Origin of the sequence: Microcoleus sp. A003_D6 (assembly GCF_036702825.1) — a bacterium.
GTDB lineage: Bacteria > Cyanobacteriota > Cyanobacteriia > Cyanobacteriales > Microcoleaceae > Microcoleus.
In genome coordinates this window covers 4,349-18,384 of the sequence record NZ_JAUBWA010000045.1, presented here as the reverse complement: position 1 = coordinate 18,384, position 14,036 = coordinate 4,349, and the positions used below count along the sequence as shown (strand labels likewise).

The window sequence follows — 14,036 nt, the reverse complement described above, 5'->3', positions numbered from 1 at the left end:
AATAGGAGGAATAAGGACGATCGCCCTTTTCCAACAAACGTGCGATCGCCCTCACTCCTGATTTTGACTATCTTCTTGCTCAACTTCCTCAAAATTAACTTGTTCGTAAACATCAGATAGAGGAACTTCAACCTCGAAGGAATTAAACACTAATGCGGTATCTTCCTCGTCATACTCAGAATACAACCATCTTTTATTCTCGGTTTTAGAATACTGTTCGACCTTAATTTTGGTTTGGTCAATCAAAATGTATTCTCGAAAACTAGGAAGAGTTTTGTAAAATGTAAACTTGTCAGCTCGATCGTAGTTTTTAGTAGACTTTGATAAAACTTCCACAATTACTTGAGGGTTGGTAATCGTGTCAGTGCGATTGTTGCGATACTCAGGTTGCCCAAAAATTACCATTACGTCGGGATAAGTGTACAGTCGCACTTTTGGTACCCACAGACGCACGTCACCGATGAAGATGCGGTAATTCCTTTTTTTGAGAGTAAGACTCAAAGCAATGTACAAATTGCCAGCGATTTGATTATGATTCGTAGAGCCACCTGTCATAGGAATAATTTCCCCGTCGAGATATTCGCTTTTGTACTCTGCTGTTTCTTCCAGTGCTAAATATTGCTCAGGAGTGAAGTAACGTTGCTCGGTTGTTTGCAAAGTGGCTGCCATCTTGATATTCTCCCACAAGGATGTTGAATAAATACTTTTCTTGAGTGCGATCGCTCAGTTAAATAATAACCTGCATTTCCAAAAAAGCGATCGCCCTTATTCCTCCCCGCTATCTTCTGGCTCATTTTCCGCCTCAAAATCCACCTTCTCATACATATCTGCCAGCGGTATTTCAACTTTAAAAAAATCAAAAACTAGCGCTGTATCCTCTTCATCGTACTGACTGTACGACCATCGCTTGTTTGCCAACTTGCAATACTGCTCTACATAAACTCGCGATTGGTCAATTAGAATATACTCTTGAAAGGTCGGCAGCGTTTGATAAAACTGAAACTTATCGCTGCGATCGTAACTTTTGGTAGATTTCGATAAAACTTCAATAATAACTTGAGGATTTATTACCGTATCTTTGCGATTGTTGTAATACTCAGGTTTACCTGGAATTACCATCACATCGGGATAAGTATAAAATCGCTTTTTCGGCATCCACAGGCGCACGTCACCCATGAAAACATTATAATCAAGTCCCTTAAGAGCAAGACGTAATGCTATACTCATATTCAGGGAAATGTGATTGTGATTTGTACTTGCACCTGTCATGGGAATAATTAGTCCGTCGCAATATTCACTTTTAGACTCTGCTGTTTCTTCCAGAGCTAGATATTCTTCTGGAGTAAAGTATCGCTGTGCTGTTGGCTGTTCTGTTACTTGTAGAGTAGCTGTCACGGTTTTTTACCCAATTCAATTCATATCTTGCGTCCAGTCTAACATTGCCCGAAAGTACGCGCGGCGAAGCTCGCGCGCACTTTCAGATAGTCGCAACCCAAATTAGTCGATCGGATCGAAAATTACCGTCAATCGAGCAGCCGGAAGCAGTTGTTTGAGAACTCGCAAATGACCGTCTGCATCAGACCAACTGCGAAACCGACCCACAACTGTCCTTTGCAGGTTCGGAAGCAAACGAACCACAATCCACGGTCTGAGACGTTTCTCATACGGCATAATAGGTGTATCTCCTTTGTTAATTGGAGCCATAGCCAGTCCTGAGCCCTCGGAAAGCGTCGGACTGGCTTTTGACTGATCCGGAATCGGATTAGAGGAATTGTAACATAATAAGCCCAAATTTGTGTCACTAGATTTTTCAGAGCAGAGTAACAACACGATCGAGAACCTAAGCTTGTACCATTAAAAGCGTTAGTCAACAAACCAACTTTTACATTGAGCAAGCGCGTTCACGTCACGTTTCCTGATTACGTATATGAAGCTTTAGATCGATGGGCTGATAAACAAGGCAGATCCACAGCTAACCTGATAGCCTTTCTCGTGGAAACGGCTTTATTGGAAGCCCAACAAAGGGGAGAAGTACCCTCTGGGCCAGAAAAACCCAAAAGCGAGACTTAAAAAGTTCCCTCGTGGGTTACGGGTGCGTATCACCCGATCGCACTTATAGTTCAATACGGTTCACTTAACACTATTTATGCCCCGGAGATCCCCCTAAATCCCCCTTAAGAAGGGGGACTTTGAGGGCATTCTTGTCCCCCCCTTTTTAAGGGGGGTTAGGGGGGATCTGTCTTAAGTGAACCGTATTGCAATATAAACAAACCAACACAAATTTTGTACTAAAATTCTGTAAAAATGGTATTAAAATCCAACTATATCAGATGAGCAAAATCGATCAACTTTCCCATACAACTTGGCAAATCCACCGCACAATCGCTCCAATCAAATCAGATTGACTGGGTGAAAAAGCTGTCAGCGAATCCGCGTTATTCTCGCTAACAATAACAATATTGCCGTCAAACTTGCTTAAATCCTTGAGAAATGTCTCGCTAAATCCAGTCGCCTCTTCTCCCCGCGAGTTGTAGAATACTAAGATGAAAGATTTCTCGCTATCCATCAGCAGCAAATCCCAATAAGTTTGTAAATCTGCCATTGTTTTCGTGCTATCCTCACATTTGGGACAGCCTTGTTTCAGCATTTGGGTGTAAATCTTGGCGGCGGGGTTGTCGGGGTTGATGAAGTTTTTGCTGTCGATGCACAGGAGTTGGATTTGATTGGATAATTCGGCTTGATTATTGATTTCTCTGGCAATGTCTTGGGGGAAAGTTTGCCAGTTGAGGGTTGATGTGGTTGAGGTGAAACCGACTGCGGTTGTATCGGGAACTTCGGGATGGGGTGTGGTGGGTGGATGGTGCCATGCGTCATAGAAGGTGGGGTAAGGGAGATTTTGGGCACAGCGCGAGATGACTTTGTAGGAATTTTCGTATTTATCCCAGTTATTTTCCCAAGTCTCATCGGATAGACAATTTTTTAAGGCAGTGATAACCCCTATCATTTGCTGAGTTTCTGTCAAAATTATCGTTAACCTATCTAGTGCGCTCCACCCCGTCTCTTCCTGTTCAGAGGTGCGGATTAACTCAGTTAAAGTGGCGATCGCATCTAGATTACCTTTGCCTATTTTCCCTAAGCTATATGCTGCGATCCACAGAGTCTCTTTATTGTCAGAGGTGAGGATTAATTGAGTTAAAGTGGCGATCGTATCTGGATTGCCTTCGTCTATTTCCCCTAAGCTTTCTGCTGCAATCTGTCGGATATGTTCATTTTCCGAGGTGCGGATTAACTTAGTTAAAGTGGCGGTTGCATCTGGATTGCCTTCGTCTATTTTCCCTAAGCTTTCTGCTGCATAGCACCGCATTTCTTCATTTTCCGAGGTGAGGATTAATTGAGTTAAAGTGGCGATCCTATCTGGATTGCCTTCGTCTATTTCCCCTAATGTTTTTGCTGCAATCTGTCGGATATGTTCATTTTCCGAGGTGCGGATTAACTTAGTTAAAGCGGCGGTTGCATCTGGATTGCCTTCGTCTATTTCTCCTAAGCTTTCTGCTGCGTACCGCCGGATATATTCATTTTCCGAGGTGCGGATTAACTTAGTTAAAGCGGCGATCGCATCTGGATTGCCTTCGTCTATTTTCCCTAAGCTTTCTGCTGCCAGCAGCCGGATAGATTCATTCTCAGAGGTGCGGATTAACTCACTTAAAGTGGCGATCGCATCTGGGTTATCTTTACCTATTTTTCTTAAGCTATCTACTGCCTTCAACCCCATATGTCCATCTCCCCCGCAGATTAACTCAGTTAAAGTGGCGATCGCATCTGGGTTGCCTTTGCCTATTTCTCCTAAGATTTCTGCTGCCTGCCACCAGCTAGATTTATACTCAGATGTGCGGATTAATTCAGTTAAAGTGGCGATCGCATCTGGGTTGCCTTTGTCTATTTCTCCTAAGCTTTGTGCTGCTTTCATCCTGATAAATTTATCACCAGAGGTGCGGATTAACTCAGTTAAAACAGCGATCGCATCTGGGTTGCCTTCGTCTATTTCTCCTAAGCTTGTTGCTGCTTCCAGCCGCCGGGTAAATTTATCACCAGAGGTGTGGATCAATTCAGTTAAAGCGCCGATCGCTCTTGTACGAGAGCTCTCTGGCAATACTGCTTTTGCTCCTTCTTCAATTGGATATAGAAATCTCCTCCACTCCTGTTTTTCAATATTAAAATATCCGAATCCCCATTCGACAATTTGTGCAACGATCGCATCACCCAAAGAACAATCCTTAAACTCATCAATTAAAACAGCCGCTAAAAAACAGGCTCTAAACCAATAAAATTCATGTTCAATTCCATCATCAAACTCGACCAACGCCTCAATAAACGCTTCCTTCTCCTCCCTATCCACATCCTTTCGCCCCATCCACATCAACATAACCTCTTTCCACTGCCGCTCAAAAATCCGATAAATCCCCTGCTGCGGATTCTGCGGCACATGATTCAAGAAAAAGTGCCAATCCTCAATCTCGCACGCTGCAAAATATTCCTGAAAAGAAGGATGATAGAAAGCATAAACAGATTTCAGCGGGTTTTCGGCATCAACTCCGACTCGATTCAGCCAACCTAATTCAATTGCTTTTTCAAATAACTCTGGATGCGGTTGCTCCAGATGTTTGCTCACAAACCAATAGGGCAATATCGATTTATATCCAGCTTCAATAGCTGTCAGTGCAAACTTTCCCAAGGCAGCATTTAAGTCTCTTCTCTGTGCTGCTGTTGTCGGGAAAGCTTGTTTTTTGAAATCATAAAGCGCTGTGACAAATACTTCATAAAGTTCGGCCTTAGTATCCGGTAATTTTTGCTGTCCGAATTCCCAAGTTAAACACAGCAGGAATAGCCGCAGGGGATTGCGAGCTAAATCTTTGATTCGCTCTTTTCCCGGTTCGTCTAAGGCGGCGCGGAGATTCGCCCCCAGCTTCCCCTTACCCAGCGGGGGAGCAGGAATTGAGGTGGTTTCTTTGGCGCGTAGAACCCCCCCCAGCCCCCCCTTGGTAAGGGGGGGAGCAGGAATGGAAGTAGTTTTCACCCTTGGTAAGGGATTAGGAATTGGGCCAGTTTCTCCCCTTGCCAAGGGGGGATTAAGGGGGGTAAACCATTGATCGATAAACAATTTCACCTGATCGCAATTATCGCCGTCTCCATAGCTAAAATCGAGCATTCTATAAGTATCAAAATCAGACAGGGCATTCCCCGTAGCCTCCCAAATATTCAGGCGACAACTGATTACTATTCGTACTTTATCAAATACCCGTTCTCTCAACTGTGGCGATAGAGTTCCCAGAGAATCGGCTATTCCCATTTCATCCGCGCCGTCCAACAGCAACCAGATTTTTCCTTCACTCAGTAATTCATTAAATTCTTTCACCCATTCCGCAGGTGCAGCATCCAATTGTCCCGCCGCTATTCGCAGCCAATCTTCGATTAAATATTGGCACAAAGGTTTTTTCACCTCTGCTAAGGATATCCATACCGGCAAATATTCAGTTTCCGCCAATATGCGATCGCAAATTTTCAACAATTGAGTAGTTTTTCCCGCACCCGGTTCGCCGATGACAGCAAGGCGTTTCCCCTTACTTTTAGGGCTGTCGCTGTTAGCAAGGACTTTTTCGCAAAATTCGTCGTAACTGAAGGGAATCAGTTTTTCGGCTTCCTGATAAGCTTGGGAACCTGTTTGAGGGGAGAAATCATCGCGGCGCTGGGGTTTTTGCTGGCGTTCGATTAATCCCAAGGGGACGTGAATCTCGTTGAGGTCTATTTTTCGCCCTAAGTCGTTGGCAAAAAAAGTGTTGGCTGCTTGTCGCTTGGCTTGGGCTGCGGCGCGGCAGGTTTCGCGCCAGTCAATTTGGGTTGCTGGTGACGGAAACTCCGATGTTTTGGCTGTTTCTGGTGCTGAAATGTCGATCGCCCCAGCAGAATACTGACTTTCAAGCCACTTTCGCAGCGTTTTGGCTTTGTTAGCAACCGCTGTCTTCAGTTGGGGACAAATATAACTGAATTTCTTGTAAATCTCGCCCCTCTGCTTCTTATAAGCTTCAGCTTGAATGCCAAAAAGCAGCTTGCTATTCGCTTCTATCTCGCTTTCTAGCTTATCGATATTATTTTGTGCAAATCTCTCTATAAAGACTTGATACTGTCCTTGAGCCAGGCCGCAGTCTACAGCCATCCGCTTGAGAAAATCATCCCACACCATGAGCCGAATATTTAGCGATGTAATGATTGAGATAGTAACAGATATTTGCTGAACATGGTGTATTTGCAGTCTAGGTGGAAGATAAGTTCTACTTGAGTTCCACTTGTAGTGGAGGTTTTTGGGACTGATGTTGGGGGGCTACAGGATGCTTTGATAAATGTACTGGTAAATTCATTAATTCCTCAAATACCCGCCATGACTACACAACAATTCAAAATCATCTTGGCTCAAAATCCGCAAATTCAATTATGGATTTTGCTGGCTTTCATCGAAGACGCAGAACTAGAAAGCCTCGAATCGAGTAAAAAATCACTCTCCCAGGAGTTGAAAGATATTGTCAAAACTCACAAATTTACCTGCGTTTCGGGACAATTGACCGAGTTTGGCCTCGTCAATTTAATCTCGTGGTTAGATCCAGTTTCAGGATTTTGCATTGGTATTGTTTGCTTGGTTTGGCATATTTTCCAGGATATTAGGGAAGAAGAGGAAGACAGCGATAGTCACTCCAAATAGTTTCGTAGTAAGGAATGCAAGTCCTCCGTTGGATCGTCGCAGCAAATTTCAGGTCGATCGCGGGCGGGAACTCTTAGAACCGCCCCTACAAACCAGAAATCTGCTGTATTAGCTTCGGAAAGTGCGATCGCCCACCTCATCAATGATATGCTTGAGCAAGGGATTACCTCGCTCCTGACAAGTCATAGGGAGGCTCAACAATGACAACAGCAACATTATTTCAGTGGGTAAAACTCAAGCAAGATGTTCCTAATAGTCCAGTAAAGAAAGGTGACACAGGAGTTGTTTTAGATAATCTCCCACCCACCAACAAGCAGCCCGAATCTGGATATACTTTAGAAGTGTTTAAAAATGGTGAAACTTTAGATGTGATTTCTGTCCCTATTTCCTGGGTGACACCGCTACCCGAAATTTGGGGAGATTCTCAGTACGCACCAACTGAGATTGACGTAAAGGCTTTAGATTAGCTTCGGAAAGCCGATCGCACTTCCGATCGCTAATTCGCCCGCACAAAATAAAAAAACCCTCCCCAACAAGGAACAGGGAGGGCGAACATAAAAGAGAGTTAGAAATTAAAGTTTTTGGAGAATTAACAATAGGGAGTCACATCCACGCCGCACTCGTCAGCCAAATAACACAAAGCACGAAAGCGCAGCCCAACAACTTGTTCGTAAAGCGGGTTTAACTTGCACAGCGGCGGAATGGAAAATAAAGTGCGATCGCCAATTTTGACTTCCCGTTCAAACGGACACTGGCTGGGAATAAATTTACACAGCAACCGAGCCAACTTTTGACTTTTAATTGCAGTGTTATCAAGCCATTGTTTTAGCGGATGCAAGGGGTCAAAGTGTGGCTTTTGACCGTAAGGTTGAGAATTTGTAGCGACATTAACGGCTGTTTCTTGTTTGCCAAACCATACCCAATTTGGCAGAGTTCGGTAGGAGACTGTATGCTCAAATACGTTCATTTTGCTCTGTTCCTCTTTTATAACGAGGTGCCAAGAACTCTTTGTAGAGCTTGTGCGATCTTATCTACAATCAGTATCTACAGCAACTCGTTTGGCTTTACCGGATTGAACTTCTTGAATTAATGACTTTATGCGAGAAAAGTAGTTCCTGATTTTTTTTAGACACGGTGTGCGATCGAAAAACTGTCCTCATTTCCACCCCAAGGATTTATCGATCGGGTAAAAATTCTGCCTTCTACGTTTTAGCTTCAACCTTCGGTTGACTCTCCTTATTACAGTTCATTTACAATTGTGACGCATAGAGGTGAATTATTCCATACGTGAAAATGCGGAACTTTTAATAAAAGTTATAATATTTTTAAATAAGCTCTGCTGCAAAAAACCCTGAAACCCCGCCCCAACTATCTTTTCTCGCGATCGCGAGCGAAACTCCTACAATTAGAAATAATCGGTATCACCGCCCTCACAACCCATGAGCAACCCAGAAACCAAAACTATCACCCGCGAATTGCAAAGCCACGCCGCCATTCTCGGCGGCTTCGTCTCCCTCCTCTGGATTATCGAAATTGTCGATGTATTCGTGTTCCGAGGCGCGCTGAATGCCTACGGAGTCCGCCCCCGCAGCATCGACGGACTTGAAGGCATCCTGTTTATGCCTTTTCTGCACGGCAGTTTTGCTCACTTAGCAGCCAATACCCTCCCGTTTGTGACATTGGGTTGGTTGATAATGCTGCGAGAAATTAGCTACTTTTTTATCGTGAGTGCCGTCACTGTGCTAGTCAGCGGATTGGGAGTTTGGCTGACCGGCGCGCCCAATTCCGTGCACATTGGTGCCAGCGGATTAATCTTTGGTTACTTCGGCTTTTTGCTGCTGCGGGGCTATTTTGAACGCAGCTTTACGTCTATTGCGATATCTTTAATGGTCGGTTTCTTCTACGGCAGTTTAATTTGGGGAGTTTTGCCGCAGCAGCCGGGAGTTTCCTGGCAAGCGCATTTCTTTGGCTTTGTCGGGGGAGTATTAACAGCTCAACTTTTGGGGCGGTCGAAACGGGAAGTATAGCAGAAGGAAGAAGGAAGAAGGAAGAAGGAAGAAGGAAGAAGGAAGGAAGAAGGAAGAAGGAAGAAGCAGGAGGAAGAAGAAGACCGGGCGGTTGAAACCGCGTCTATACAAACAAAACCCGGATGGTGTACGGGTTGAAGAACGGACGGTTGAAATTACGCTATTTTCTTCAGTCCGCGGAGGCGGACTTCGTTTTTGTAGACGCGGTTTCAACCGCCGTTTTATCTAATAATAATTCAACGCGCGCCGGCAAGCATACAGTAAAAACCGAACCGGAACCTAACTTGCTGTGAACTTGCATATCGCCGCCCATCATCAAGCAAAAGTGACGGCTAATAGTCAATCCCAAACCCGTCCCACCGTACTTGCGCGTAGTTGAGGCATCCCCCTGCATAAAAGCTTGAAATAAATGCTGCATTTGTTCCGGGGGAATCCCAATGCCCGTATCAGCTACGCGAAAAATTATTAAGTCGGAAGGTTCTGCTATTTCTTGAGTTGTTAAGCTGTCATGTTTAACTCTTTCAATGCAGAGGGTAATAGTGCCGCTTTCTGTAAATTTGGCTGCGTTGCTCAGCAGGTTGAGCAATATTTGACGAGTTTTGGTAATATCAGCATACATCATTCCCAAGTCGCTCGGACAATCAACTTCAAACTTATTAGAATTTTTATCCACGAGGGATTCGACAGTAGAAACTACATCCTCAATTAAATTAACCGGGTTGAAACTTTCTAAGTAAAGTTCCATCCGCCCCGCTTCAATCTTAGAAATATCTAGAATGTCGCTAATTAAAGATAGCAAGTGTTTGCCGGCTGTTTGAATTTTGTGCAAGTCGGGGATAAAATCTTCATAGCCTGAATCCTCAGCATCTTCTTTGAGCATATCGCTGTAACCGATGATGGCGTTGAGGGGAGTTCGCAATTCGTGGCTCATATTCGCTAAAAAGGCGCTTTTGGCTTGGCTTGCAGCTTGAGCGGTTTGGGCTACTTTTTGGAATTCTTCTGCTAATTTGCGCTGGGTAATGTCTTCAGCAATGCCGACGATGCGGTAAATTTCCCCTATTTCGTTGCGGACTGGAAAAGCCCGATCGCGCACCCAGCAAACTGAACCGTCCGTTGTAGCCCCCGTAGGCGATCGCACTACCCGATACTCCTCATCATAATCGCCCCGCACCTGTTTCTCGAAAGCAGCCTTGACGCGATCGAGATCCTCCGGGTGAATAGCATCCCAAAAAGCCTCCGGTTCTGACTGCAAATTCTCACAGCTCAAATTCCATATTTTCTCGCAAGCAGGGCTCACATAAACTAGCTGCTTTTGATTGGGTTCTCTAATCCAAAATACCTCATGAATATTTTCTGCCAACTGGCGAAACCGCTCCTCGCTAGCCCGCAACTGCCCCACAGCACTGTGAAATTCTGTCACGTCCTGAATCAGCGATGCCACCCCGATAATGCTGCCATCAGCATCAACTAAAGTGGTATTGTACCACTCGCAAAGAATAATTTTGCCGTCCTTTCTGATGTTCTCGTTAAGGCTCGTAACTCCTCCTTGATTAGTTAGCAAAGTTATAGATAGTTCCCTGACATACTCCTTAGCATTTTCAGGAACTATGAGATCGACTCCGTGGCGTCCCATTGCTTCCAAGCGGTTGTATCCAAAAATTCTTTCGGCTGACAAATTCCATTCAGCTACTTCAAAGTTTAGATCCCATTCGATTGCCCCCAAAGGAGTTTGATGAAGGTGGAGAGCGAGTTTTTGCTGCGATTTTTTCAGAGAAATAATTAATTGATTTTTGTCGGCGATCGCAGATTCCACCCGATCTTCGAGAGTAGTAAACGACTCTTCCAATTGACCGGCCATCGTATTAAAAGAGCGAGCCAAAACACCCACCTCATCCTCCCGCTCTACAGACGCCATCAAGCGGGGATCTACCGCCATCCCGTCCCATTCTCCCCGCGACAAAGCCTCCGCAGCCTTGCTCAGACGCTGAATCGGCATCACAATCCACCTAGAAGTCAGAGCGCCAATCGCCGTCGCCACCACCAAAGCACCGAAACACAGCAACACTGTGTAGCGAGTGTTGGCATTAATCCTTTCCATAAAATCGGCTTCAGGAACAGCCACCACAATCAACCAATCGAGACCCCTGCTGTCAGAGAGCGGCGTCACCTGTAGAAATTGCCGTTGACCGTCGATCGTAAAATCTAATTGGCGAGAGCTGTCAATCTTGTGCAAATCCCCGAAGCGTTCTGTCAAATAGCGGGCGGTCGATCGAATCAGAACATTCTTGCTGCTTGTTGCCACAATCCGTTTCGGAACGCCGTTGCTAACAATAAATGGCGGTTCAGGAGTAGAATTTGCAACCAATTGCCCAGACCTTTCTACAATAAAAGTCTGTCCTGATTTGCCCATCTTGAGACTTTCCAAGAATTGATTGAGCTGGGAAAGTTTCAAGTCACAACCCAGGATTCCTATCAGTTTCCCATCCTCGCCATAAACTGGTTGAGCAGCCGTAAGCGCTAGTTTGGGAGCATCAAAATAAGTATAAATTTTAGTCCAAGTCGGTTTGCCTGCCCGCACGGGAGCTATGTACCAAGGTCGGACGCGGGGGTCGTAGTTGAGAGTAGTTTTTAATAGCTTAGTTGGTTCCCCAAACTCGGACGGCGCGTAGCTTTGAAAGTTATAGCCAGTAGATTGATTGGAAATCTGAACTTGCAACTTGCCGTCGTCGAGGTGTTCAACTCCAATAAAATCTTTTTGTTGGGAGGCGAATTGAATGTAGCTAATTTTATCAAAGGTTTTGATTTGTTTAGAGAAGTAGCGTTGCAAATTATCAGCATCTTGCACATTCAAAATGCCGAGACGGATGGCATCGAGATTGAGCTGATTGATTTGGTGGGGTGTTTCAATATAAGTATAAATATGTTGCTGGATGCGCGATGTGACTTCTGCCCGCAGTTGTGCGGCAACATCGTTAACGGCTATGCGCCCGTTCCGCAGCGACAGCCACCCCGTCAGCCCTACCGCAGCGAAAGTCTGGATGGCAAAAGGCACCACAAGGACGATGCGAATTGGCACTTGGCCCGACATTTTTAAAATCGGGTCGGTCAGATATTTGATTGGCATGGTAAAGCAGAACTATTATTAACCCACAACATTTCGGTAAAGTACAACCTGTTGAGCGCAGATTTTGAAGTTGAGATGGTTTTAAGCTGTTCGACATTTAAACCGCTAACGAGGCCTGTAGGGTGCGTCAGCTAGAACACTTACTAAGCAAGGGAAACAAGATAGGGCTGACGCACCCTACAATACTATTTTAAATGCGTAACAGCTTAGTAGCCAAAGTGCTGTAAATAACTCGGAATCAGCCGCTGGCAACTGAATTTTTAACGACTGCCACCGCCATCTTAGCGCGATCGGGAGCTTTGGGAACATTGGCGATTCCCTACCCTTCGGGAACTGCTTCGGAGAAGGGGATAGCTTCGCTCGCGCGGGCTTTTACAGTATCACTTCGCGATCGCGTTCTAGACGCTCATACTATTTGAGATTTGAGATTTGAGATTTGAGATTTGAGATTGGGTAGTTCGCGATCGCACGCTTTGGGCGGAAACCGGGTTTGACGGGCGAAAATACACAGGTTACATCCCGCCGATCGAGTAAAAAACCAGGTTTCTGAGAGTTGGAGGGCGATCGCGAACGCAAGTTTTCACAGCAACTTCAATTGATATCTCCACAGGCAGCTACTTTTGATAGAGTGCAACTTAATTCCGGCTGGGTACAATCAGGATAGTGGGATGCAACTAGCGGAGGGATTGATGATGAACGCAGTTATTGCTACTCTTGGCACTGCTCTGGGACTGAGCTCAATTTTTATCGGTTTGACCCCGGCGGTTCTCGCTCAACAAAGACTGCAACCAGCGCCCCAAAATTCGGAAACGACATTATCTGGGGACTCTCTCAGGACTGTGGAGGACAGAACAGTAGACTCGGATTACCAAAACTTGATTGTTGAAGGAGAAACGGCGACTAATTCTTCTCGACGGGAAAGCAGCTTGGGCGACACATTTCGCCTCAAAATCGATGGCCCATTGGAATTTATCACTACTCCTTCGGACGCGCAGCGCCAAGGAAATCCTTTACCTCCACAACAAACCGACAGCGGCACAGAAGCGGGAGTTCAGCTTCAGCTAGGACTTTAGCCATTTTAAATTTATTAATTTGAAGCCCGGGAGCGATCGCGGAACCCTATTTTTGGCGCTCGGAGTTCATGTGACTGCGATCGCTTTTTTATCCGAGTTTTATCACAAGTTCTGTACGGTTTCCATCACACGAGATGCCCTATTCTGAACCTAAAATCAGAGAAAATAAACGGACAATACCGACTGATTAGCTACAAATTTTTACAATAGCGCATAAAACTGGCGGTGAAGGTGATGGGAAAGGCTCAACTGATTGATTATTTGCGGGGTGAGTTGGCGATATCAAATTCTGCGATCTCCGTTGCTCTCCGACAACACGGTGAACAAGATGCCAGCCAATTGCCGATGGTTCTGTGGCAGTACGGGTTAGTTACGCTGCAACAGTTAAACCTGATTTTTGATTGGCTGGAAGCTCAGCCGACTTAGCAATTCCCAATTCAGAGTTGAAAAATATGGATATCGGATTGCAGATTTTTGCCAAATAAAGCTTGCACAAACGGTTGTCGAAATGTATAGGGTTGAGTGTTGAGGTTGACGATCGGTCTTATTTTTTCCTTTTGAGAAAAACACAAATATGCGGTAGGGACACAGCAGTGCTGTGTCCTAATTTTTGTTAATTGTTGAGGTTGACGATCGGTCTTATTTTTTCCGTTTGGGAAAAACACAAATATGCGGTAGGGAAACAGCAGTGCTGTGTCCTAATTTTTGTTGCCGACTAAAATAGACTGGTTTCAACCTCTGGAAGAGGCGATCGCAGACGGCATCAAACAGACGGCATCAAACAAACCCCAGCAACTTTTAGGCTGCTGGGGTTTGTCTTATTGAATTTGGTAGCGGGAAGTGGATTTGAACCACTGACCTTCGGGTTATGAGCCCGACGAGCTACCAGGCTGCTCTATCCCGCGTCGCTTTGTCTCTCTCTAGTGGTTTCCAAAAACAAAACCCTGAAACCTTAACGATTACAGGGTTCGCTTGAATTTGGTGGCGGGAAGTGGATTTGAACCACTGACCTTCGGGTTATGAGCCCGACGAGCTACCAGGCTGCTCTATCCCGCGTCGCT

The 14,036-nt window shown here is 45.2% G+C and carries 12 protein-coding genes and 2 tRNA genes; 6 read left to right on the top strand and 8 right to left on the bottom strand.

The genetic code is table 11. The features are described 5' to 3' along the window. Positions 1 to 51: 51 nt before the first annotated feature. The 3 genes from QUB70_RS14395 to QUB70_RS14385 all read right to left on the bottom strand — a co-directional run bounded on the left by QUB70_RS14395 (position 52) and on the right by QUB70_RS14385 (position 1,704). Complete coding sequence (locus tag QUB70_RS14395; RefSeq protein WP_332981280.1) at positions 52 to 669, bottom strand: Uma2 family endonuclease; 618 nt, start codon at positions 667 to 669, stop codon at positions 52 to 54. 96 nt (positions 670 to 765) lie between these two features. After that, the gene (locus QUB70_RS14390) at positions 766 to 1,395 is read right to left on the bottom strand and encodes a Uma2 family endonuclease (RefSeq protein WP_332981278.1); all 630 of its coding nucleotides are present in this window, start codon (positions 1,393 to 1,395) and stop codon (positions 766 to 768) included. 102 nt (positions 1,396 to 1,497) lie between these two features. Beyond that, positions 1,498 to 1,704, bottom strand: coding sequence for a hypothetical protein (locus tag QUB70_RS14385; protein WP_332981336.1), 207 nt, complete (start codon positions 1,702 to 1,704; stop codon positions 1,498 to 1,500). A 183-nt stretch (positions 1,705 to 1,887) separates the two neighbouring features. Between QUB70_RS14385 and QUB70_RS14380 the strand changes: the two genes are divergently transcribed. Beyond that, entirely contained in the window at positions 1,888 to 2,070 is a 183-nt protein-coding gene (locus QUB70_RS14380) for a ribbon-helix-helix domain-containing protein (RefSeq protein ID WP_190659196.1), read from the top strand. Between the two features lie 274 nt (positions 2,071 to 2,344). Here QUB70_RS14380 and QUB70_RS14375 read toward each other — a convergent pair whose 3' ends face one another. Next, positions 2,345 to 6,238: a HEAT repeat domain-containing protein gene (locus tag QUB70_RS14375; RefSeq protein ID WP_332981277.1), complete on the bottom strand. Its 3,894-nt coding sequence runs from the start codon at positions 6,236 to 6,238 to the stop codon at positions 2,345 to 2,347. Positions 6,239 to 6,433: 195 nt separating this feature from the next. Here QUB70_RS14375 and QUB70_RS14370 point away from each other — a divergent pair, with 195 nt between their 5' ends. Together QUB70_RS14370 and QUB70_RS14365 are read left to right on the top strand one after the other, a co-directional pair. After that, on the top strand, positions 6,434 to 6,751 hold the full coding sequence (locus QUB70_RS14370; protein WP_332981276.1) for a hypothetical protein: 318 nt from the start codon (positions 6,434 to 6,436) through the stop codon (positions 6,749 to 6,751). Between the two features lie 200 nt (positions 6,752 to 6,951). Continuing rightward, entirely contained in the window at positions 6,952 to 7,218 is a 267-nt protein-coding gene (locus QUB70_RS14365) for a DUF4926 domain-containing protein (RefSeq protein WP_332981275.1), read from the top strand. Between the two features lie 122 nt (positions 7,219 to 7,340). On the opposite strand, the gene QUB70_RS14360 is transcribed toward QUB70_RS14365, so the two are convergent. Continuing rightward, positions 7,341 to 7,718 carry a Mo-dependent nitrogenase C-terminal domain-containing protein gene (locus QUB70_RS14360; protein ID WP_332981273.1) on the bottom strand — a complete coding sequence of 126 codons (378 nt, stop codon included), beginning with the start codon at positions 7,716 to 7,718 and terminating at the stop codon, positions 7,341 to 7,343. 472 nt (positions 7,719 to 8,190) lie between these two features. Between QUB70_RS14360 and QUB70_RS14355 the strand changes: the two genes are divergently transcribed. After that, complete coding sequence (locus QUB70_RS14355) at positions 8,191 to 8,778, top strand: rhomboid family intramembrane serine protease (RefSeq protein WP_332981271.1); 588 nt, start codon at positions 8,191 to 8,193, stop codon at positions 8,776 to 8,778. 169 nt (positions 8,779 to 8,947) lie between these two features. Here QUB70_RS14355 and QUB70_RS14350 read toward each other — a convergent pair whose 3' ends face one another. Then, complete coding sequence (locus tag QUB70_RS14350; protein WP_332981269.1) at positions 8,948 to 11,902, bottom strand: PAS domain S-box protein; 2,955 nt, start codon at positions 11,900 to 11,902, stop codon at positions 8,948 to 8,950. A 668-nt stretch (positions 11,903 to 12,570) separates the two neighbouring features. Between QUB70_RS14350 and QUB70_RS14345 the strand changes: the two genes are divergently transcribed. Both QUB70_RS14345 and QUB70_RS14340 read left to right on the top strand, forming a co-directional pair. Beyond that, positions 12,571 to 12,975, top strand: coding sequence for a hypothetical protein (locus tag QUB70_RS14345; protein WP_332981266.1), 405 nt, complete (start codon positions 12,571 to 12,573; stop codon positions 12,973 to 12,975). A 234-nt stretch (positions 12,976 to 13,209) separates the two neighbouring features. Continuing rightward, positions 13,210 to 13,401, top strand: coding sequence for a DUF2949 domain-containing protein (locus tag QUB70_RS14340; RefSeq protein WP_332981262.1), 192 nt, complete (start codon positions 13,210 to 13,212; stop codon positions 13,399 to 13,401). 402 nt (positions 13,402 to 13,803) lie between these two features. Here the strand turns inward: QUB70_RS14340 and QUB70_RS14335 are convergent. Together QUB70_RS14335 and QUB70_RS14330 are read right to left on the bottom strand one after the other, a co-directional pair. Then, positions 13,804 to 13,880, bottom strand: a tRNA-Met gene (locus tag QUB70_RS14335). A 74-nt stretch (positions 13,881 to 13,954) separates the two neighbouring features. Further along, positions 13,955 to 14,031 (bottom strand) — tRNA-Met (locus tag QUB70_RS14330). Positions 14,032 to 14,036: the final 5 nt, after the last annotated feature.